Genomic DNA, 20,302 nt, shown 5'->3' with positions numbered 1-20,302 from the left:
AACGCATGTCCGAACACACAGCGGGCGACGCTCGAGACGACGCCGACGGCGCTGGCCCGTCCGGCGAACCGACCTACCACGTCGACGGCGAACTCGTCCCCGCGTCTCGCGCGACCGTCCGCGTGGACGATCGCGGCTTTCGCTACGGCGACGCCGCCTTCGAGACGCTGCGAGCCTACGGCGGGACTCTCTTCGAGTGGGACGCCCACGCGGCTCGCCTCGAGGCGACCTGCGACGCGCTCGAGCTAACTCACGGGCTCTCGCGGGCGGATCTGCTCTCGCGGATCGACGAGACGCTTTCAGCGAACGACCTCGAGGACGCCTACGTCAGGCTGTCGATCACCCGCGGCGTCCAGCCGGGCAAACTCACACCCGACCCTCACGTCGATCCGACGGTCGTCGTCTACGTCGGGTCGCTGCCGCGGGGCGGCCTCGAGGGCGACCCCGTCTGGCACGGCCCGGCGGCGCTCGAGACGGTCGAAACGCGCCGAGTCCCGAACGACGCCGTGCCCGCCGCGGCGAAGACCCACAACTACCTCAACGGGATTCTGGCGCGCCAGGAACTCGAGAGTGGCGACGAGGCGCTCCTCCGCGACGGTGGGGGGTACGCCGCCGAAGGGGCGACGAGCAACGTCTTCTTCGTCGAGGACGGCGCGCTGTACACGCCGACGACCGACGGTCCCGTTCTCCCCGGAATCACCCGTCGGGTCGTCCTCGAGTGCGCCAGGGATGCCGACATTCCCGTCGAAGAGGGCCGATATCGGCCCGAACGACTCCGGAACGCGGATTCGGTTTTCCTGACGAACACGACGTGGGAGCTGCGACCCGTCGCCTCGATAGACGGCGTCGCACTCGAGGGCGACAATTCGGTGGGCGAGAACGGCCCGGTGGGCGACGATCGGATTTTCGAGGCGCTCTCGAGGATGTACGACGAGCGCGTCGAGGAACGGTGTTACTGACGGTCGGGGGTTCGTCCGACTCCACACGTCGATCGCCCGTACAGCTTCGATTCGAGCTCCCGCGCCCGAACGACTACGTTTCGAAATCGGCGGCTGCGTTCGTCTCGAGCAGCTCCCGTTCGCTGTCGGAACACTCGAGGACGAACTCGGCGCCGAAGGCCGTCGCCGGCGTCTGTGCCCCCGCTGGAACGTCGCCCTCGAGCACCCGCGTTGCGGCCTCGACGGCCGATTCGGCGGTCAGCGCGTAGGGATTCGGCGTTCGAATCCGGCCTCGAACGGTTTCCTCGCCGTCGCTGACTTCACCCCAGACGACGGTTTCGCCCGTCTCGAGGGTCGACTCGCTGGGCCCGTCGATCAGGGCGTCGATCGCTGCTGCGCCAGTTTTTGGACCGGACGGCTCTCGAGTAGCCAGCCGATCGACTCGATGGCGGCCATTGCGGAGCCGGCCCACGATGGCATCGCGGCGTACACCGCGACGTTCTCGATGCCGGTCGTCTGCGCCGCGGTGACGACGTCGCCGAGCGGGACCGCGACGGCGTGTTGGGGGCCGTCGCCGAAGTCGATCCGCCGGCGTCGAAGACCGGGCAGTCGGACGAGCGTCCCGTTCTTGCGAGCGACGGCGGTCGTTCCGGCCTGATTGACGAGCGTCTTCGCCGTCCCTCTCGAGACGCCCGACGGCGCGGGGATACCCCGCCGCGAATCCATTCCCTGAACGCCGAGTGCGAGGTCGGTCGCGCTCGGGAGCCGTTCGGCCAGAAACACCGCCAGACAGTCGGTCGGGACGACGTCGAACCCGACGCCCGGAAGCAGCGTCACGCCGGCGTCTCGAGCGCGGTCGTCCCGGCGTCGAATCCGCTCGAACACGCGGAACTCGCCGGTGATGTCGAGGTAGTCGGTTCCGGTTTCGAGACACGCCTCGACCAGCGGCTCTGCGGTCTCGACGAACGGGCCCGCGCAGTTCAGGACTGCGTCGAACTCGGCGAGAAGGGATGTAACATCGTCCTCGAGGGAGAACGTGCGGGACTCGAGGCCGTGCTCGCGAGCCTGCGCGGTGACGCGCCCGTCGTCCCGTCCGGCGACCGTCGGGGAACCGCCGCGCGCGACGGCTTCGCGGACGATCAGCCGACCGGTGTAGCCGTACGAGCCGTAGACGAGAAGCCGCTCCATGCGGTTCGCATCGAGGTCGAGTCGTGTAAAGCTACGGCAGACGCGTGCTACTCCGTCTCGTACTCGACATCGCGGTCCACTGCTGGACCGTTCGTCTGGCGGTCCGCACGTCCACGGTCGCCTTCCGAACCGCGGCGCTGCTCTATGTCCTCTATCGTTTCCGTCTCGAGCAGTCGCTCGAGCTTGCGCTCGAACTGCTCGTCGGTCAACTCGCCGGCGGCGTAGCGGGACCGGAGCATCTCGAGGGCCTCGCGGTTGTTGGACTCCGGAGTCGTCGTTGGGTCGGAGCGGCTGTCCGATTCGGTTTCCGTGTCCGTACTCGTGTCCGACTCCTCCCAGGACCCGTCTCCCCACCACTCTTCTCGGTCCGTTTCGTCGCCGAACACCAGCGCGACGATCGGGATAACGACGACGTATCCCACGAGGAGGACCGCGAGCCAGAGGCCACTATCGACTCCCAGGAACATGAGCGCGAGCCATAATCCGGTAACGACCATCGTCGTGATCTCCGTGATGTTCTCACGGACTCGCGTCGCCGGATCCTCACTCATAGATGACACCTCATGGGCGACGATGAAAGATGTTTCTACCGATTTGAGAGCGAACGGCAGGACGAGCGATCCGAGTTAGGCGAGCGTCTCGCCGAGCGTCTCGAGTGCGGCCTCCTCGACGGCGTCGCGTTCGCCGACGAGGTACTCGATGTGGCCGTCGCGGCCGCCGACGGCCGAGACGCCGGCGTCGGGAACGCGCTCTGCGATTCCAGCCGCGAGATCGCGGACGTCGAGTTCTTCGGTCGCGCGGACGTGCAGTTCGGCGTCGCCGACGCCGAGCGTGACGAACGGCGGCTCAGTTCGCGTTCGTTCGCGACGGTGAAGCGCGTCGAGTAGAAGCGTCGTCGTCGGGAAGTTATACCGGTGCGTGAACGAACCGGTGTCGAGCACCGACACCGTCACGCCGTTGACGCCACGGGCGGCGCAGTTCTCCGAGGCGGCCTCGAGTTCGGTCTCGAGTTTGTCGCGGAACTGTTCGGAAACGTGGGCCGCGAGATCGCCGTCGTCGTCGAACAGCAGGTCGGTGACGAGTTCGCGTTTGTCCTTGTAGGACTGATAGAACGCCTCGAGCGCGACGGCTTCGCGGCGCTCGGCGAGGGTCTCCTCGTCGTAGCCCGCATCGGTCGCGAGCGTGAGGTAGGACTCGGGAACGTCCTCCCAGTAGCTCACCGCCGGGAGGTGCTCTAGGTCGCCGCGAACGTCGTCGTTGACGGCGGCGGCGACGTTCGCCCCAAGCGCCGTCGACGTCAAACTGGAGACGTCGGCTCCGGCGAGCGACGGCGCTACCGCGAGCGAGACGCGTCGGTGATCTCCTCGTCGGCGCGCGTGTCATCGATGACGATCGACTCGGTGTCGTACAGCGAGAGGAGGTCGTAGCCGTCCGCGGACTCGGCGGTCGCCCCGGCGTCGACGAGGATCACGAGCGGCAGTTGTTCGCCGTGGCGCTCGCGGGCCTCGAGCATCGAGGTGACGTCGTCGGTCGCAGCGTCCATGTCGTAGACGCGACCCTCGAGCGGCCGTCGCTCGAAGTAGTGATAGACGGCGTCGTCGCGGGTGTGTTTCTCACGGATCAGCGGCAGGACGGCGCGCTCGATCGCCGCGCCGGCGATGTAGCCGTCGGCGGTCGCCTGGTGGCGAACGACGATTGGACGCGACTCCATCACCGCGCGACGAATCTGCGTCGCGGCGTCGAACAGTTCGTCCTCGACAGCTGACACCGCGTCGTGATCGTCGATGAGTTCGAGGACCGACGGGCGCGCTTCCTGTTCGATCGCTTCCTCGAGTCGCTCGAGGATAGTCGCGCGCTCGTCGTCGGTCAGGACCTCGAGCGCTTCGGTCTCGACCTGGAGGTCGCCGTGGTGGCGCTCGACTTCGCCTTCGAGCGCGACGGCGTCGTCAATCTCCACGTCGGGGTAGGCTCGCACACCAGCCTCTTCGAAGGCGGCACATTCGACGGTGCCCGTCTCGTCGCTGAGTTCGAAGACGGTCGGACCGGACGTCTGTCGAATGCCGGTGATCTCGCCTTCGAGGCGAACGATGCTCCCGACCTGCGAGTCGATGTCGTTGACCGTCGTTCGGTTCAGTGACGGTTCGGTTCCGAACTCGAAGTCGGTGTCTTCGCCAGCCTCGGCCTCGGTCGCCGCAGCGGCTTGCTCGGCTGTCCCGGCGGCTTCGGTCGTTTCCGGTGTGTCGGTCGTTTCGGTCGAACTGGCCGTCTCCGTCGAACTCGAGTCCGTACCGACCGAGTCGGTCGCCGTCGATCCGCTACCGTTGGCGGCGACTTCGGCGCTCGAGTCGGCTGTCGACGCCGCGGATTCGGTCTGATCGGTCGACTCGTCCGTACCGTCAGCAGACTCGTCCGCATCGTCCTCGAACTCCTCGGGACGGAGTTCGTCGTCGGCGGTTTCGATCAGTTGGCCGCGGAAGTCGCGGTCGTCCTGTCTGATCGACCAGCCGAGGTCGATGTTTCCGTTGTCTCTGACGTCGAGAACCTGGACGTAAACGCTATCTCCCGGTTCCCAGTCGAGACTCTCGAGTCGCTGGTCCAGTTCGCTTCTGTGCAACAGTCCGGTGACGTGGTCGCCGACGTCGACGAAGACGCCGAAGTCGGCGTAGCCGTCGACGGTACCCCGGTAGAACCGACCGGGCGAGAGCTGTGAGGCGGCGGTGCCTTCGAACTCGAAGGCGACATCCTCCTCGTGGACCTCACAGACCAAGCCGTCGACGGGCTTGCCGCAGATGATACAGTTACCCATCTACTCGCACCAAGCAGGTTCGGACTAAAACTGTTGTCGAAATGCGTCCGCGACGGTCACCGCCAGCGGTCGCGATCTCGATCTTCCGGATACCGCCGTTTCTCTGACTCTCGAGCGACTRKTCGGCCGGCGGCGACTGGCGGGACCGGATAGCCGAGCGTGGTCCCGTGCTCGGGGCAGGCGAGCAGCAGCAAGTGCCTGTCGTGGCGGGCGACCAGCTGCCGATCACAGTGGGGGCAGCGCTCGTCGGTGACGCTCTCGCACGGCTCGGTCTCGCCGTCGTACGTTCCTGATCGAATCGCGGTGACGACCTCGAGGGCGGCGATTGTCGGCCGGTACTGTTCGTTTTCCTTGACGACGAACTCGTCCTGTAGCGTCTGGAGGTGGTAGTTGAATCGGCTCGTATCGTCGACACCGACTCGATCGCAGAGGGTCGAAAAGGAGAGCCAACCGGCCGACCAGGCCGCTTCGTAGTGGTCGGCGAGTTCGAACAGAATCTCGAGTCGCGTTTCGTCACCGAGGGCCGCGTACGCGTCGTCCGGAACGGTCCGAGTCATGTCGGCCATGCGTCTGCGATCGGTCGCGATTCGGATAGCTATTCCGGATATGACAGACGACAGACTTAAAATCCGTTCAGAGAATACATATTTACGAACGGTTCGACATGTCGTCTATGGTCGAAACGACAAGTCAGACTGACACGCTCGAGTCGCCAGTCGGGCAGATGTCTCGAGGCCGTGCGTTGGTAATTGTCGCGCTTCTCGGTATCGCCGCGGTTCTCTCGAATACAGCGTTTAGTCTCCTCACTGTCCCGTTCCAGCCGGGATCGGAGTGGGTAACGTTCGTTCTCAGCCTGCTCGCGGTCGAGGCTTCGTTTCTCGTCGTCGGCGTGGGATACATGTGGTATCGGCCGGCCGTCGACGTTCCGATCCAGTCACCGAACCGGCACGATTGGGGTGTCGCCGTCGCGGGCCTCGCTGCCGGGCTCGCCGCCGTGACGCTCTCGTTTGCCAGTACTGACGCATTGATACCCGCCGTCGAGGTGTCGCCAGGATTCACGGAGTATGCGGGGTACGACTCCTCGTCGGCGATCGTTCTGGTCCTCGGTGCGGTGCTGTCGCTGCTCGTCGTCGGTCCCGTCGAGGAGTTCCTGTTTCGCGGCGTGATTCAGGGGCGTCTGCGAGCGGCGTTCGGACCGGTCGCGGCTATCGGACTGGCCGGGTTCGTGTTCTCGTTTTTCCACGTATATCCGATCTTCTTGCTGGGACCCTCGGCCGCAGGTATCGTACACATGATCGCGTACTACACCGTGATGGGCGCGATCTTCGGTGAGACCTACGAGCGAACGAACACGCTCGTCGTCCCCGTGGTCGTTCACGGTGCGTTCAACACGATTTTGTTTCTCGGTTCGATGGCCTTCGTCTAGTTCGTTCCACCGTCGGTGACGCCCCCAGACGGCAGATTCACCGCGTTTCCCCACCGCGTCCGCTTTCTGCTTCTCTTCTTTCCGCTCGGATAGCCCCGACTCCGGCTATCAGAACGGCTCACGATCGAAAAACGCCGCGTGAATGTCCGGATCTGAGAGCTACCTGTCTCGATAAGAAGCGGGTTCGTTCGCCGTCGTTTCGACGAAACCGTGTTACAGCCGACTGACCGCGCCGATCGCACTGGAGAGCGGCGGCGCGTCGAAGAGGTCGAGTCCGGTGTATGCGTTGGTGCCGGCACAGTACAGATCTCGAGCCGTCTCGATGACCGCCTCGTCGAGCGGTTCCGGGTCCCGTTCGCACAGCGACTTCCAGTCGGCGACGTCGCGGCGCTCGGCCTCGGCTTTGGCGTGTTTGACCGCTTCGACCCACTCGGGCTGGGTCCGCTTGTGGTACTGTCGGAGCACCTCCTTCGATAGCTGGGTGCCCTCGTGGCTGAATCGGTTTTCGTCGAAGGTGCCGACCACGTCGGCGACTCGAATCTCGCCGTCGAAGGTGAGACACTCGATCTTGCCGTCCTGGTGGACCAGTTCGGCTCCGGTCGCCTGCTCGGTGATGATCTCGTTGACCTCGCGGGCGAGCGCCTCGAGGTCCGTAATCGAGGCCTCGCCCGCGATGTAATCCGCCTCTTCGCGGTCGAGGTATCGGTCGCCTTCCTCGTACTTCGTCGAAAATTCGACGATCGGATTCTCGAGGTCGACCGACTCGTCGGGCCAACTCGAGAACTCGAGGCCGTGGTCCGCCGGTTCGGTCCGTCGGCGGAGGCTCGAGCCGATCGGCACCGTGTTTCGGAAGACGATCTCGAGGGGGATCAGGTAGTTCGAGCCCGCCTCGGCGTGATAGGACTCGTAATCGTACTCCCGGCCCTCATTCGGGAGATTGGGTACCTGCGTCAGATCGATCTCCATCTCCCAGGGCGGGCGCGACGCGTCTTCGAGTCGGCTCACGTCGCCGTTCACGCCGACGCCGCGATAGTGGGTCGGCACGCCCGCCCGCTCGAGCAGTTCGAAGTTGAACGCGCCCATCGTACAGAGCGTCGCTCCCTTCTGTGGGATCTGGTCGGGCATCTTGCCCCAGTCGAACACCGAGTAGTCGTCGGTGAAGACGAACGCGCCGCGGCCGAGCGAGTCGGCCGTCGCCGGTTCCTCGATGCGAAACTCCTTGACGCTCGTCATTCGTGGCACCTCGTCGAGTGGCCCCCGCGGTTCATACTCAACGTCCCGTGTCCCCATCGTAAGAAGTTTTCAGTATTCGTCGCGGACCCGTTCGCTCGAGCGTACACACGGCGGCCTCGAGCAGGGAGTGCTCGGTCCGGTTCGATTCGACCCACCCCCGGAATCCGGTGCTCGGAGATAGCGGCGACTTCAGCCACGTTTCACCACGTTTTTGGCGCTGTAACGGGTTCGTTGCTACGATGGAGCGACCGGTGACCGAGGCGGACCTCGAGTTCGAGCACGTTCCCGAGACCGGACAGTCGTTCGAGAACGCGCTCGAAAAAGCACGGAACAAGGACCGACTCACAGTCGACGACGGGATCGAACTGTTGACGACGGGAACGGATGTTGACGGGATCGACCAGCGACGGAAAGAACGGGTCCTCGAGGCCGCAGACCACCGGCGCGCGGACGTCGTCGGCGAGGAGGTCACCTTCATCGCGAACCTGAACAACAACGTCACGACGGCCTGTAACGTCGGCTGTCTGTTCTGTAACTTCAAAGACGCCGCTCACACGTTCGAATCGGACGCCGAGATGGAGAGTCAGGGCTTTACCAAAACCCCCGCCGAGTCCCGCGAGATAGTCGGCGACGCGGTCGACCGAGGAATCTACGAGGTCACCTCCGTTTCGGGGCTTCACCCCGCGTTCGCGCTCGACGACGAGCATCTCGAGATTCTCGAGGCGACCGAAAACCGCAAGGAAGTCAACTACAAGCCGCCCAAACGGTACGACACCGATCCCGGCACCTACGCCGAACAGATGGCGGCGATGAGCGTCGACGGCGTCCACGTCCACTCGATGACCCCCGAAGAGGCCTATCACGCCCGGCGCGGTACCGACTGGTCCTACGAGGATGTTTACAGCCGCCTTCGAGACGCCGGCCTCGATACCGTCCCCGGCACCGCGGCCGAGATCCTCGTCGAGGAGGTCCGGGAGGTGATCTGCCCCGGCAAGATCAGTACCGACGGCTGGCTCGAGGCGATGGAAGCCGCGGCCGACGCCGGCCACGGCCTCACCTCGACGATCATGTACGGCCACGTCGAAAACGAGGCCCACCGAGTGATGCATTTAAAACGCATCCGCGACCTCCAGGAGCGCGTCGACGGCGCGATCGCCGAGTTCGTCCCGCTCTCCTTTATCCACCAGAATACGCCGCTTTACGAACACGACGTCGTCTCCAGCGGCGCGAGCACCGACGAGGACGAACTGCTGATCGCCGTCTCGAGGCTCTTCCTCGACAACATCGACCACATCCAGTCCTCGTGGGTGAAATACGGCGACGAGCAGGGCCTGAAGATGCTCTCCTGCGGTGCGGACGACTTCATGGGAACGATCCTCTCCGAGGAGATCACCAAACGCGCCGGTGGCGAGTACGGCGAGTTCCGCTCAGTCGAGGACTACGTCGACCTCATCACCTCGATCGGACGCGTCCCCGTCGAGCGCTCGACGGACTACGAAAAACGCCGCGTCGTCGACCCCGACGACCCGCCGTTCGGACCGCAACTCGGGCCGAAAGCCGACGGGACGCCGTTGCTGGCTCGAGGCGACGATACCGTTCCCGCCGACGACTGACGCCGTTTTTTGCCGTCTTGGCGAGCATCCCTCACCCCGAATACGAAAACTCGAGCACGTCGCCCTCTTCGATGCCCCGTTCTGTGGTCCACTCGTAGTTGACCTCGAGGACGAACTGGCCGTAGCCCGGATATCCCTGTTCGGAGCCGTCCTCGTTCGGGCCGGGCTCTGGCGCGTGGTGAATCCCCGTGATGACGCCCTCGCTGTCGGCGTAGATGATGTCGATGCCGAAGGACATCTCCCGCATGACGAATCGCAGATCCTGCTCGGAGCGGTTGATGAAGATCATGCCCCGATCCTCGGGCAACTCCTCGGTGTCGCTGAGCCCGAGCCACTGCAGGTCCGATGTGTCGGCGACCGCCGCCGTCACCTCCCCGAGTTCCTCGCCCTCGAGGGTCATCACGCTGACCTCGGTCTCGTCGTAGCCGGCGTGGACCGCCGCGGAGTCGTCGTCGCTCGAACCGTCGTCGCCGCCCGACTCGCCGTCCCCGCTCGCGCTCGTGTTTCCGCTCGCCGGGTCGCTATCGTCGGACTCGGTACAGCCGGCGAGGCCGAGAACGCCGACGCTCGCGGCGAGGCCGGTCAACAGGCTTCTTCGATCCGAAGCCGGTGGGCGAGGCGATGTCATCTGTGCATTTCTCACCACGAAGCCACTGATAAATATTTGTCGATCGTCACGTGTACGTGTACGTTTCTCTCGAGGGACGGCCCGATTCGGGAGCTTTCGTCGACCGGTCGTCACTCCTCGATGCGCTCGCGATCGGCGACCGGCTTCTCGAGGTCGAACTCGATTTCGGTCAACTCCTTGGAGACATCCCAGAGCTTTCGGGCCGTCTCGCGATCGTAAGACTGCTCGGCCGAGCGCTGGCGTTCCGGCGCGCCGCGCATGTTCATGAAGCCGCCGGGGCCGTAGTACTCCCCGCCTTGAACGTCGCTCGCGGTCGCCGCGTACAGCGTCGGCAGCGCGCCCGTGGCCGCCGACTGAGCGAGCACGGCGTTGGCGACGTCCATCAGGAGCTTGCGGGTGACCGAGCCGTCCATCTCGGGCGCTCGAGCCTGCAGCGACGTGTCAGCGTAGCCGGGGTGGACCCCCACGCTCAGCGCGTTCGGCGAGACCGAGTCGAGTCGCCGGTCGAGTTCGTAGGCGAAGAGCAGGTTCGCCAGTTTCGACTGGGCGTAGGCTCCCTGCCGGCTGTAGTCGGCTTCGCCCTGCAGGTCGTCGAAGTCGATCTCCCCGCGCTCGTGGAGACCGCTCGAGACGGTGACGACGCGGGCATCGCTCGCGAGGCGATCGAACAGGACGGCGGTGAGCGCGAAGTGCCCGAGGTGGTTGACGCCGAACTGCATCTCGAAGCCCTGGGACGTCTCCCGGCGCGGAATCGCCATCACGCCCGCGTTGTTCACCAGCACGTCGAGTTCGACTTCCGAGGAGCCGCCGTCGGGGTCGACCGCCTCGTCGAACCGCTCGGGGAACGATCGGACCGACTCGAGGTCGGCGAGATCGAGTTCCGCGACGACGAGGTCGCCCTCGATGTCGGGCCCGTTCTCGGTCCGGATCTCCGCTGCGGCCGACTCGCCGCGGTCGACGCTGCGACAGGCCATGACGACCGTCGCACCGCGGTCGGCGAGCACTCGCGTCGCTTCGAAGCCGATGCCGCTGTTCGCGCCGGTGACGACGATTGTGCGCCCCGACTGGTCGGGAACGTCGGCCGCGGTCCAGCTCATACCCACGCTACGGGCTACAGCCGTTTGATAGCTCGGGTCGCGGTATCCGCGACAGATCCGTCAATCGTTTGGGACCCACCTCGAGCAGATCGTGGACCCTCGGTCACCGTCTCTTCGTTCGGATTCTATTCTCCATTGGATGCGTTGTCGAAAGAGTGCTCGTCTGCGGTGAGATCAGCCGAGACGAACGTCGATGGTGCCATAAAACAGTGGAGTTTGCCGGGGGAACCATCAAGATTTGCCTCGGTGTCGGCCCTCCATGCTCAGCTCGAGCGTCCAGCGGAGGTCGAGTTTCGATGGCTGAGACCACCGTTACTACGGAACAAAAGCCACTCGCGCTCATCAAACGCGCCGTCGAACTCTACCGGGACGGCGGCACGGAGCGACTCAAACGCGGGGCCGAAGAGTACCTCCGGATCAACACTCCGCTGCTCGAGAAACCGCAGTATCAGGATCGACGGATCGACAACGAACGGCGCTGGGAGTACATCGAGACCCACATCGAACCTGAGCACGAGTCGGTGCTCGATATCGGCTGTGCGGAGGGGGTTTTCTGCGCTCGAGCGGCCGAGTGCGGGCTCTACGCCGTCGGCGTCGATTCCGACGACGAATCGATCAGGATCGCCAGAAACACGCATTCCGGTGACACGGCAGCCTTTCGCGCCCAAGAGATCACACCGGAGACGGTGAGCGACCTCCCCGAATCCGACATCGTCCTGTTTCTGACGGTCCATCACCACTGGGTCAGCGCGTTCGGCTTCGAGTCGGCCGCGGAGATGATACGGATGCTGTGTGAGAAATCCGACCTATTCGTCTACGAACCGCCGGGGGATCGGTACCTCGGGAGCGAAACCAACGACCTCCCCCAGCCACTCTCGGAGTACTACGCGGATCTCTTTCGAGAAATCGTCGGTGACGACGCCCGGATCGTCGCCACGTACACGTCGTCGTACACGGGTGCCGGGCGCGAGGATCCGATCTTTATCGTGGATACGAGCGAGCGTTAACATCACAGGACCGAGAACGGAGGTCCGAGACGACCAACCGGAAAACGGAGGTCCGAGGTAATCGACTGAAAAACGGGCGCTCGAGGCGACCGACCGGAACACGGCTCGAGACGTGTGGTCGAAAAACGGCCGCCACTGTGTCGAACTCACCGTCCGTCGCTCGCCGTTCACTCCGAAATTTCGTTGTTCTCCATGGCGACGGTTTCGGTGGCAACGAACTTCGCGAGCTGGCGCTTTTGGTGATTATCGACCAGGTGGTGCTCTAGTTTGTGGCCGTGTCTGATCTGTGCGTGACAAATCGGACACTCGAGCGGCGGTTTCGTTGCCATACTGTGGCCAACGGATCCGGTCGGATACGTCTGTTGCTGGCGATTTCAACTATTTCTATAAACGTAGTGATGGGAATCTAACGCACTTTCGAGGCCGACTCGAGTCCGGCCGTTCGAAGAGACCGTTCAACGGCGATCACGTTCGCGCCGTTATCGAATGACATTCCCTAATTCCCGCCAGCAAAAGGCCCGAACGGGCCTGACGTTGGGTTCCCCAGCGACGGGGATGCGTCGGAGAAGAATGGCCGTTGACGATGATCGGTTGCTGGCAACAACAGATTCCCCCCATCCTCCACCTACGCAACTTGCGATAGCAAGTACGAGCATATCAATCTTATCGCCGGCTCGAGAGGACGGATTACTTTGGTGGCCGGCTGCGGCGGCTTGCACACGTCCGGAGAGTGAATATACGTCCGAGTCGCCGACGACGAAGTATGATGTCCGAATCGACCGGAAGTATGCAAACTGCCGAGCGGCCGGCGAGCTGCCCGTACTGCGGGACCACGAACGATTTCGTCTTCACGTACTGTCGGAACTGTCTCGGTGAGCTCCCGTCTGCTCCGCGGGGGGACACCGCGCTGGACGGATAGTCGAACCGCGACCGTCGCTCGACTCGAGTACCCACGACCAACTCGGGTTCTCGAAACGGACAGTTCACGATCGTTCAGTGAACTATATCCGGACAGGCGTTGGCGGAGTACTACGTGTGAACCTCGCTACGACGCTCGATCGAGTGCTCTCGACGATGGGGTATCCGTCGGTGACACACGGGCTACTCAACCGATACGCGGAGGGATTCGACCTCGAGATCGCCCGATCGGCCCGCGTCTCAAACGGCAGTCTCCTCCGTGGCTCGATCGATCTCGGGCCGCGGACACGAATCAGCCGAGGGTGCATTCTCAACGGCGAGGTGACGGTCGGCAAACGGACCAACTTCGAGCCGAACTGCGACGTGATCGGCGCCGTCGAGTTCGGCAGGTACTGTGCGATCGCAAAGCGAAGTACGTTCCAGCAGACCAACCACGACACGCGAAAGCCGTCGCTGCAGATCCGGCTGTACGACGAGGTGCTCGACAGCGAGTTACCCCCGACCTCGAGCGGCCCCATCTCGATCGGCAACGACGTCTGGGTCGGCGTCGACGCAACAATCCTCTCGGGCGTCACCGTCGGCGATGGAGCGGTCGTCGGGGCCGGATCGGTCGTCACAGACGACGTCGACCCCTACTCGGTCGTCGGCGGCGTGCCGGCCGAGCACATCAAGTGGCGGTTCCCGAGAGAGGTGAGAGAGGAGCTGCTCGAGCTCGAGTGGTGGACCTGGGACGAAGCGCGGATCAGGCGGAATCGAGGCTTTTTCGAGCGACGGCTCGCCGACGAATCCGACGTTCCGACGCCCGTCAATGAGAGGGTTGGAGAGGAGCTGTAAGCCGAAGACCGAACGGAAGAACGGACTACAGCAGCGCCGAGAGCGCGAGCGTGATCCCGAGCGCGCACGCGGCCCAGTCGGGCCGCGAGAACGAGAGTGCGGGGAGCGTCGGATTCCACGAGAAACACCGCGCCTGCATCGCGAGCGACAGCCGATCGGCTCGAGCGAACGATCGCGAGAGGCCGAGGACGCCGATTCGTCGGACGCGGTCGACGACGCCGCGTTCGGTTCCGAGTCGGACGGCCATCGCGCGACGAATCTGTCGCAGATCGGCCAGAACCACCGGAACGAACCGGAAGACCAGCCCGACCCCCATGCCGAGCAGTTGGCCGAGTTTACCGGGAATCGTTCGTTGAACCGCCGCTCGAGAGTCACGCGCGGGAGTCGATCTCACGTACGCGGCACTGCACAAGAGGAGCAAGAGGACGCGGTAACTGGCCAGTGCGGGGCTGATCGCGTCCGAAAGGACGATCCAGGGAGCGCCGAGCGTGAGCATCGACACGACCGGCGCGGCCGCCAAGATCACGAGCGCGAAGCGATACCCGTACAGGGCTTGCCAGAGCCCCACACCCGCGACGGCGAGCCCGACCAGTACGAAGCCGGTAAACGCGATCAGCGGAACGACGTCGGTGTGTGCGAGCGCCGTCGCGGCGAATCCGACCGTTACCGCCAGCTTCGAGCGCGGATCGAGACGGTGCGCGAGGGTGTCGTCCGGCTCGTAGGTCAGCATCCGTCTCGCACACCCCCAGAGACGGTTCGTTCGGCGGTGCGATGGGACGCCTCGATGCCCCGTCCGAGGCGGCGTTCGAGAGCTTCCGTCCGCTGTGTGGCGGCGATTCCGCCGATGCTGGCGATCACATCGATACTGGCGATCATGACGGTGCTCGTACGTCGAGGCCGTCCAGTCGCTCTACGACCTGCGATGGCGGGCCGTCCTCGAGTATCTCTCCCCCTCGCATCACGACGATTCGATCCGCGAGACTGGCGACATCGCGAAGATCGTGGGTCGCGAGTACGACGCCCGTTCCGTCCCTCGAGAGGGCTGCGAGTCGCTCGAGGACGGCCTCGCGCGACGGTTCATCGAGACCGGTAAACGGTTCGTCCAACAGCAGATGCGTCGGGTCCATCGCCAGTGCGCCGGCGATGGCGACCCGAGACTGCTCGCCGCCCGAGAGCGTATCGATGCGCTCGTCGCCTCGCCCCTCGAGGTTCACCGCCGCGAGCGAGTCCTCGACCCGGCGATCGATCGCCGCGTGTGAGAGGCCAAGATTTTCGGGACCGAAGGCGACGTCGCTGGCGACGGTCGCCGCGACGAACTGATCCCGCGGGTGTTGAAACACCATGCCGGTGGCCGTCCGGGCCGCCACGGGATCGTCCGCGACCGGGACGCCGTCGACGAGCACCTCGCCAGAGTCGGGCGAGAGGAGCCCGTTGCAGTGGCGAAGCAGCGTCGTCTTGCCGCTCCCGTTCGCGCCCGCCAGCAGGACGAACTCGCCGTCTTCGATCTCGAGCGAACAGTCCTCGAGCACCGGGCGGTCCTCGAAGCCGTAGGTGACGGATCGGAACTCGATCATGTGTGGTGGTAGATTCGGTGGGTCCTCACGTCGCCTCGATGAGGCCGGATCGAACGATCGCGACCGCGGCGGCCATCTTGAGCAGGTCGCCTGGGATCAACGGGAGCGCGGAGATCATAAACGCATCGAGAACCGCGATGTCGGTCACCCACGCGTACCACAGAAATCCGGCAAGATAGACGACCGCTGTCGCCACGACGAGTGCGAGGACGATGATCGGCAAGAAGACCGAGGCCGGATCGCGGAGATTGCGTCCGCGGTGGACGATCGCACCGGTGAGCGCGGCTCCGACCGGGAACGTCAAGAGGAACCCGCCGTACTGTCCCAGCACGACGCCGAGTCCGCTGCTGCCGCCGGAAAAGATCGGCGCACCCAGAACCCCCGCGAACAAGTACAGGACGATCGCGAACGGTCCCCACACCGGCCCGAGATACAATCCAGCGAGAAAGACGACGAGCATCTGAAGCGTCCCCGGTACCCCCGCGATCGGGACCGCGACGGACGCGCTCGCCCCCATCAGCGCGGCGAGCAACGCCGCTCGAGCGAACGCCCGGACCACGTCCCCCTCGACGAGATCGACCGACCCCTGTTCGGTTTGCATACCCCCTCTCGTTCGTAAACCGCTATCAAAACTTCGGTTTACCGAGTTTCGCTCCGCGGCCTGCACCGCCCTCCAGCGGTGTTCCTAATCGAATCTTACCTGTCGGATATTCCGACCGGTCGAACGTTCCCTCCCTCGAGTCTCGAGTGGCGGGATTTCTGGGCGGTTCGATCGGTGTGTGGGACCTCGTCAAACGCGGCAATCCGGTATTGTATCGTCTCCCTAACTGGAACGAACGGGGTGCTTAAGCGCCGATTCGTTCCGGTAATCGGTTGTATGGTGATAGATAGCACGGGCCACTTGGCGAGGGGGAATCAGGATAGTGGATCGGGCGGAGGCGGGCAAACGAACGGGTCGGCAGCGACGGCTGATCGAGAAACGATCGCCACCGAGGGGCGAGAGAGACGATGAGCCGCCGGGCACTCGTCGTGTCGGCGGTGATCGCCGTCTCGATGGTCGTGAGCGTCGTCGCCCTGCCGTTTCTCGGTGGCGGGCTGTCGGACCCAGAGCCGATGAACGGTGACGCTTTCGAGAACGTCGACGCTAGGACTGGGGATGATCGGACCGGGGTAGGCGAATTCGCCGCGACGGAAGACAGCCAACTCGAGACGGTCTCGATGGCGTCCGGTCCGGTACAGTCAGTCCCTGGTCCAGTGCAGTTGGCACCAAATTCGCCACAGACGCCCAGCTCGCCACAGACGGCGACCGCGTCCGCATCGCTCACCCAGGAGGATCAAGACGCCGTCGAGGCCGGTGTCGAGGAGGGCGTCGACCTCGCTCAGGCCCAGGGCGTCGAGATCACACAGGAACAGCGGGCGGCGGCCCTCGAGGCGGCCAACGCGTCCGCTGACCAGTATCAGGAGGCGGATGCCGAGCAGATTCAGGCGGCGACTGCGGGGGCGGTCCACGGCTCGCTGATGCAAGCCCAGGCGGCCAACGCGACGCAAGTTCAGGCCGTGGTCGGCGGCGCGACGGAGGGCGCGCTCTCCCAATCGCAGACGGTCAACGCGAGTCAGCTACAGAGCGCGACCTGGGGCGCGGCACACGGTTCGATAGCCCACCACCAGCGCGTGACGGTCGAACAGCTACAGGTGGCGAGTTTCGGCGCGGCCACGGGCGCGGCGACCAGTGCGGGTGAAACCGGGGTCGATCACGCGCCGAAGATCCAGGAAGCCGCGCAGGGATCGGCCTACGGCGTCTTAGAGCAGTACCAGACGATCACCGCCGAGCAGCGCCAGCGGGTCACGATAGCGCACGTCCAATCCGCCGCGGCGGGCGCGGCAGGGGGCGCGCTCGAGGGAAGCACCGAGGCGGCCCTCGAGGGAGAGCAGCGACTCGAGGTCGACCAGCGCCAGGAGGTGACGGTAAAGCAAATCCAGAAGGCCGCGACCGGGGCCGCGAAGGGGGCGCTCGTCCAGCGACAGGCGGTGAGCCTCGAGCAGACGCAGGCGGCGGCCCACGGCGCGGCAATGGGACCGCTGAAACAGCTCCAGACGGTCTCGATCGAGCAGGTACAGCGGATTTCGATCACGCAGGTCCAAGAAGCTTCCTTCGGCGCTGCGACGGGAGCGATCGTCCAGAGTCAGGACGCGTCGGTCGAACAGATTCAGGCCGCGGCCGACGGCAGCGCACAGGGCGTGGTCGTCCAGCAGCAGGCGGTCTCGATCACCCAGATACAGGCCGCTGCGACCGGGGCGGCGACGGGAGCCGTCGATTCGGCGATCCAACGACAGGCCGTCGAAATCGAACAGGTCCAGGCCGCCGCCTTCGGTGCCGGATCGGGCGCGGTCAGCCAGAGCCAGGTCGTCGACGCCGTGCAGATACAGGCGCTGGCCGAGGGCGCGTCAAGCGGCGCGTTACGCCAGACGCAGGGGGCGTCGATCGAACAGGTGCAGATCGCGGCCTCGAGCGCCTGTCAGGAGACCGCGAGCGCGATCCAGTCCCAGCGGATTAGCATCTCGCAGGTGCAACTCCTGACCCAGGAGACCGCCAGCGACGCGGTCGCGTACGCGGTTTCCGAGGGGACCGACGACGAATCCCGGATCGTCCAGTACGTCGAGGTCGAGATCGTCCAGCGAATCGAGACGGTCGACGAACTCGAGGGCGACGCGTCGATTTCCGTCGACGACCAGAATAGCACCGGCGAAACCGTCACCGTCGACTCCGTCTCGCTCTCGGAGGGCGGATTCGTCGCGGTCTACGACGGCGTCGACGTCGGGCTCGACCCGAATGCGGTCATCGGGAACTCGGAATACCTCGAGTCGGGCGATCACGAGGACGTCGAGATCGAACTCGACGAACCGCTCTCCGCGGACGGGCCGATCGTCGCGGCGGTCCACCACGACACGACCGACGACGAGCGCTTCGAGTACGTCGAGAGCGACGGCGCGGACGACGAACCCTACGTCACGCAGGGCGGCCTGCCGGTGCTCGATAGCGCGTTCATCACGCTCGAGGACGACGAACCCAACCCGCCGGACGAGCCCGAAGCGACGCTCGAAGTGGCCGACCAGACCGGGAACGGTTCGACGCTCGTCGTCGACGAGGCGAACGCCTCCGTCGAATACGCGATCGCCGCCGAATACGACGGCGAGACGGTCGAGAGCGACGCCTTCGAGGCGAACGAGTCGGTGACGAACGAGACACTCGAGCTTGAGCCGCCGCTCGAGGACAACGCGACGATAGATGTCTCGGTCCGGGACGCCGAAAACGAGACGGAACTGGCTAACAACTCGATCGAGTACACGCTCGAGGATGACGAGCCGGAGCCGCCGGACGAACCCGAGGCGACGCTCTCGGTGAGCGACCAGACCGGGAACGGCTCGACGCTCGTCGTCGACGAGGCGAACGCGACGGTCGAGTACGGACTGACCGTAACCGACGAAGATGGAGACCAGATCGGTGCGAATGAGTCGTACGACGCGAACGAAACGATCACCAACGAGACGCTCGACCTCGCGCCGCCGCTCGAGGAGAACGCGACGCTCGACGTGGCGGTGGTTTCGACGGGCGAGAACGGGCTCGACGACGGCGAGGTCCTCGAGAACGAATCTCTCGAGTACACGATCGAACCGGACGACGCGTCCGAGGCGTTCGCGGCCGAGTTCCCCACCTGTTCGCGGGCGGAGGTGACGGGATCGCTCGAGGACGGCGACCGGATCATCGTCGCGACCACCTTCTACACGAGCGGCGGGATCGGGAACAGCCTCGGCGAGTACTCGGTGACGGTCGGCGACGACATCGACGCGCCGCTCGAGGAGCCAATCGTCTTCGAGGTCGGCGAGGACTTCGCGGTGAGCGAGACTGACGAAGGGCCGGTCGTCGAGATCCCTGGCGGCGAGTTCGGCGCGGCCATCGTCGGCTTTAGCTCACCCGACGCGACTCCCGGAAGCGTCGATTACGTGAACCCGAACGCGAGCGAGTGCGTCGAGGAGGTGCGCCCGGAACTCCCCGAACTCTCCGTCGAGGACGCGACGCCGACCGACGACGGCATCACGGTGACCTTCGGCTACGACAACCCGAACGACGCGGCCCTGCTCGTCGAGAGCGAACTCGAGGGGGCGACCGCTGACCAGCCTCCGACCGAACTCGAACCCGGATCGGGGACCTTCACCGTCGACTGGACGCCCGAAGACGACGACGAACGACTGGCTTGGGTCGTCGACATGGGCTTTTACGACTACGAGGAGCCAATCGTCGTCGAAACGGACCCGGCGGGCGAAATCGATCCGACCGAACCGGCCGAGTTCGCGGTCGATATTCTCGAGCCGATCGAACCGGTCGAACGGGGCGAGGACCTCGAACTCGAGGTCGACGTGGAGAATATCGGTGGGGAAGAAGCCGAACAGTCGATCGATCTCGAACTCGATGGCGTGACGGGGTCCGCCTCGGTTGCGCTCGCGGCGGACGAGAGCGAAACGGTTTCGTTTGCCGTCGACACGTCCGCTCTCGAACCCGGCGAGTACGAGGCGACGGTCTCGAGCGATAACGACAGCGATGCGGCGACGGTGACGATCGAGGAACCGCCATCGGAGGAGACAGACGCAGTCGAATCTGGGAACGGTGGCGATGGGAACGCGAACGGAAACGTAGCCGCGCCCGGCGACGGTGAAACCGGTACTCCTAACGACGGCGAAAACGCTGCGACTAGCGACGGCGAAAGGGATCCCACTGAAGCGGACGAAACCGACGCGGACACGTCGACTGAAGCACAGCCGGGGGCCGGAGCAAGTGGCTCGAGCACGGACGAATCGAACGCCGACGCGCCGCCGACGGACTCGCCGCAGAATAGCGGGCCAGTTGCTGACGACGGCGGATCGATAGACGATACAGCAGGCGGCGACGAACCGGACGGCGGCGATAGCGTCGGATCACCGGCGCAGGCGAACGAAACGGCCCAGACGCTCGAGTCGGCCGGCTGATCGGATTCGTCCACGACG

At 65.0% G+C, this 20,302-nt stretch carries 16 protein-coding genes and 2 pseudogenes; 6 read left to right on the top strand and 12 right to left on the bottom strand.

Annotated features, from left to right (window positions below; translation table 11 throughout):
- Window positions 1-5: 5 nt before the first annotated feature.
- Window positions 6-959, top strand: a complete 954-nt coding sequence (locus EL22_RS02055) for an aminotransferase class IV (protein WP_050049933.1) — start codon at window positions 6-8, stop codon at window positions 957-959.
- Window positions 960-1,032: 73 nt separating this feature from the next.
- On the opposite strand, the pseudogene EL22_RS02050 reads toward EL22_RS02055, so the two are convergent.
- The 4 genes and pseudogenes from EL22_RS02050 to EL22_RS02035 form a co-directional block, all read right to left on the bottom strand.
- Window positions 1,033-2,126 (bottom strand): annotated as a pseudogene (locus EL22_RS02050) (saccharopine dehydrogenase family protein).
- A gap of 47 nt (window positions 2,127-2,173) precedes the next feature.
- Complete coding sequence (locus EL22_RS02045; protein ID WP_050049932.1) at window positions 2,174-2,677, bottom strand: SHOCT domain-containing protein; 504 nt, start codon at window positions 2,675-2,677, stop codon at window positions 2,174-2,176.
- 75 nt (window positions 2,678-2,752) lie between these two features.
- A pseudogene (locus EL22_RS02040) lies at window positions 2,753-4,932 on the bottom strand (DHH family phosphoesterase).
- Between the two features lie 56 nt (window positions 4,933-4,988).
- Entirely contained in the window at window positions 4,989-5,498 is a 510-nt protein-coding gene (locus tag EL22_RS02035; RefSeq protein WP_231587863.1) for a hypothetical protein, read from the bottom strand.
- Between the two features lie 107 nt (window positions 5,499-5,605).
- Here EL22_RS02035 and EL22_RS02030 point away from each other — a divergent pair, with 107 nt between their 5' ends.
- Window positions 5,606-6,358 (top strand): CPBP family intramembrane glutamic endopeptidase, encoded by a 753-nt coding sequence (locus EL22_RS02030; protein WP_050049931.1) that lies wholly within the window; start codon window positions 5,606-5,608, stop codon window positions 6,356-6,358.
- Between the two features lie 213 nt (window positions 6,359-6,571).
- Here the strand turns inward: EL22_RS02030 and EL22_RS02025 are convergent, their stop codons facing one another.
- Entirely contained in the window at window positions 6,572-7,591 is a 1,020-nt protein-coding gene (locus EL22_RS02025; protein ID WP_050049930.1) for a phosphoribosylaminoimidazolesuccinocarboxamide synthase, read from the bottom strand.
- A gap of 239 nt (window positions 7,592-7,830) precedes the next feature.
- On the opposite strand from EL22_RS02025, the gene cofH reads away from it, so the two are divergent.
- Entirely contained in the window at window positions 7,831-9,204 is a 1,374-nt protein-coding gene (cofH, locus tag EL22_RS02020) for a 7,8-didemethyl-8-hydroxy-5-deazariboflavin synthase subunit CofH (protein WP_050049929.1), read from the top strand.
- A 31-nt stretch (window positions 9,205-9,235) separates the two neighbouring features.
- On the opposite strand, the gene EL22_RS02015 is transcribed toward cofH, so the two are convergent.
- Together EL22_RS02015 and EL22_RS02010 are read right to left on the bottom strand one after the other, a co-directional pair.
- Window positions 9,236-9,832 carry a DUF192 domain-containing protein gene (locus EL22_RS02015; RefSeq protein ID WP_050049928.1) on the bottom strand — a complete coding sequence of 199 codons (597 nt, stop codon included), beginning with the start codon at window positions 9,830-9,832 and terminating at the stop codon, window positions 9,236-9,238.
- A 110-nt stretch (window positions 9,833-9,942) separates the two neighbouring features.
- Entirely contained in the window at window positions 9,943-10,929 is a 987-nt protein-coding gene (locus EL22_RS02010) for an oxidoreductase (protein ID WP_050049927.1), read from the bottom strand.
- Between the two features lie 296 nt (window positions 10,930-11,225).
- Between EL22_RS02010 and EL22_RS02005 the strand changes: the two genes are divergently transcribed.
- Complete coding sequence (locus EL22_RS02005; RefSeq protein WP_050049926.1) at window positions 11,226-11,936, top strand: bifunctional 2-polyprenyl-6-hydroxyphenol methylase/3-demethylubiquinol 3-O-methyltransferase UbiG; 711 nt, start codon at window positions 11,226-11,228, stop codon at window positions 11,934-11,936.
- Between the two features lie 167 nt (window positions 11,937-12,103).
- Here the strand turns inward: EL22_RS02005 and EL22_RS17825 are convergent, their stop codons facing one another.
- Window positions 12,104-12,265, bottom strand: coding sequence for a hypothetical protein (locus tag EL22_RS17825; protein ID WP_197075826.1), 162 nt, complete (start codon window positions 12,263-12,265; stop codon window positions 12,104-12,106).
- Between the two features lie 706 nt (window positions 12,266-12,971).
- On the opposite strand from EL22_RS17825, the gene EL22_RS02000 reads away from it, so the two are divergent.
- Entirely contained in the window at window positions 12,972-13,688 is a 717-nt protein-coding gene (locus EL22_RS02000; RefSeq protein WP_050049925.1) for a CatB-related O-acetyltransferase, read from the top strand.
- A gap of 25 nt (window positions 13,689-13,713) precedes the next feature.
- Here the strand turns inward: EL22_RS02000 and EL22_RS01995 are convergent, their stop codons facing one another.
- Genes EL22_RS01995 through EL22_RS01985 form a run of 4 tightly spaced genes read right to left on the bottom strand, consistent with a single transcriptional unit; the run spans window position 13,714 to window position 15,863 of the window.
- Window positions 13,714-14,418 (bottom strand): energy-coupling factor transporter transmembrane protein EcfT, encoded by a 705-nt coding sequence (locus EL22_RS01995; RefSeq protein WP_050049924.1) that lies wholly within the window; start codon window positions 14,416-14,418, stop codon window positions 13,714-13,716.
- On the bottom strand, window positions 14,412-14,564 hold the full coding sequence (locus EL22_RS16975; protein WP_156184027.1) for a hypothetical protein: 153 nt from the start codon (window positions 14,562-14,564) through the stop codon (window positions 14,412-14,414). Before EL22_RS16975 ends, EL22_RS01995 begins: the two co-directional genes overlap by 7 nt.
- The gene (locus EL22_RS01990; protein WP_050049923.1) at window positions 14,561-15,262 is read right to left on the bottom strand and encodes an energy-coupling factor ABC transporter ATP-binding protein; all 702 of its coding nucleotides are present in this window, start codon (window positions 15,260-15,262) and stop codon (window positions 14,561-14,563) included. Before EL22_RS01990 ends, EL22_RS16975 begins: the two co-directional genes overlap by 4 nt.
- 25 nt (window positions 15,263-15,287) lie before the next feature.
- On the bottom strand, window positions 15,288-15,863 hold the full coding sequence (locus tag EL22_RS01985; RefSeq protein WP_050049922.1) for a biotin transporter BioY: 576 nt from the start codon (window positions 15,861-15,863) through the stop codon (window positions 15,288-15,290).
- 407 nt (window positions 15,864-16,270) lie between these two features.
- Between EL22_RS01985 and EL22_RS01980 the strand changes: the two genes are divergently transcribed.
- Window positions 16,271-20,284 (top strand): hypothetical protein, encoded by a 4,014-nt coding sequence (locus EL22_RS01980; protein ID WP_050049921.1) that lies wholly within the window; start codon window positions 16,271-16,273, stop codon window positions 20,282-20,284.
- The last annotated feature ends 18 nt before the right edge of the window (window positions 20,285-20,302 follow it).

The organism is Halostagnicola sp. A56 (assembly GCF_000691505.1).
Classification (GTDB): Archaea; Halobacteriota; Halobacteria; order Halobacteriales; family Natrialbaceae; genus Halostagnicola.
Note: the sequence above shows the minus strand (reverse complement) of the source record. Positions and strands in the feature narration are given on the sequence as shown.

Excerpts from the sequence above, each read along its gene's own strand:
- EL22_RS02005 (WP_050049926.1), top strand. The coding sequence starts at position 11,226 with ATGGCTGAGACCACCGTTACTACGGAACAAAAGCCACTCGCGCTCATC.
- EL22_RS17825 (WP_197075826.1), bottom strand. The coding sequence starts at position 12,265 with ATGGCAACGAAACCGCCGCTCGAGTGTCCGATTTGTCACGCACAGATC.
- EL22_RS01995 (WP_050049924.1), bottom strand. The coding sequence starts at position 14,418 with ATGCTGACCTACGAGCCGGACGACACCCTCGCGCACCGTCTCGATCCG.
- EL22_RS01985 (WP_050049922.1), bottom strand. The coding sequence starts at position 15,863 with ATGCAAACCGAACAGGGGTCGGTCGATCTCGTCGAGGGGGACGTGGTC.
- EL22_RS02025 (WP_050049930.1), bottom strand. The coding sequence starts at position 7,591 with ATGACGAGCGTCAAGGAGTTTCGCATCGAGGAACCGGCGACGGCCGAC.
- EL22_RS02055 (WP_050049933.1), top strand. The coding sequence starts at position 6 with ATGTCCGAACACACAGCGGGCGACGCTCGAGACGACGCCGACGGCGCT.
- EL22_RS02045 (WP_050049932.1), bottom strand. The coding sequence starts at position 2,677 with ATGAGTGAGGATCCGGCGACGCGAGTCCGTGAGAACATCACGGAGATC.
- EL22_RS02015 (WP_050049928.1), bottom strand. The coding sequence starts at position 9,832 with ATGACATCGCCTCGCCCACCGGCTTCGGATCGAAGAAGCCTGTTGACC.
- EL22_RS02030 (WP_050049931.1), top strand. The coding sequence starts at position 5,606 with ATGGTCGAAACGACAAGTCAGACTGACACGCTCGAGTCGCCAGTCGGG.
- EL22_RS01980 (WP_050049921.1), top strand. The coding sequence starts at position 16,271 with ATGAGCCGCCGGGCACTCGTCGTGTCGGCGGTGATCGCCGTCTCGATG.
- cofH (WP_050049929.1), top strand. The coding sequence starts at position 7,831 with ATGGAGCGACCGGTGACCGAGGCGGACCTCGAGTTCGAGCACGTTCCC.
- EL22_RS02010 (WP_050049927.1), bottom strand. The coding sequence starts at position 10,929 with ATGAGCTGGACCGCGGCCGACGTTCCCGACCAGTCGGGGCGCACAATC.
- EL22_RS01990 (WP_050049923.1), bottom strand. The coding sequence starts at position 15,262 with ATGATCGAGTTCCGATCCGTCACCTACGGCTTCGAGGACCGCCCGGTG.
- EL22_RS16975 (WP_156184027.1), bottom strand. The coding sequence starts at position 14,564 with ATGATCGCCAGTATCGATGTGATCGCCAGCATCGGCGGAATCGCCGCC.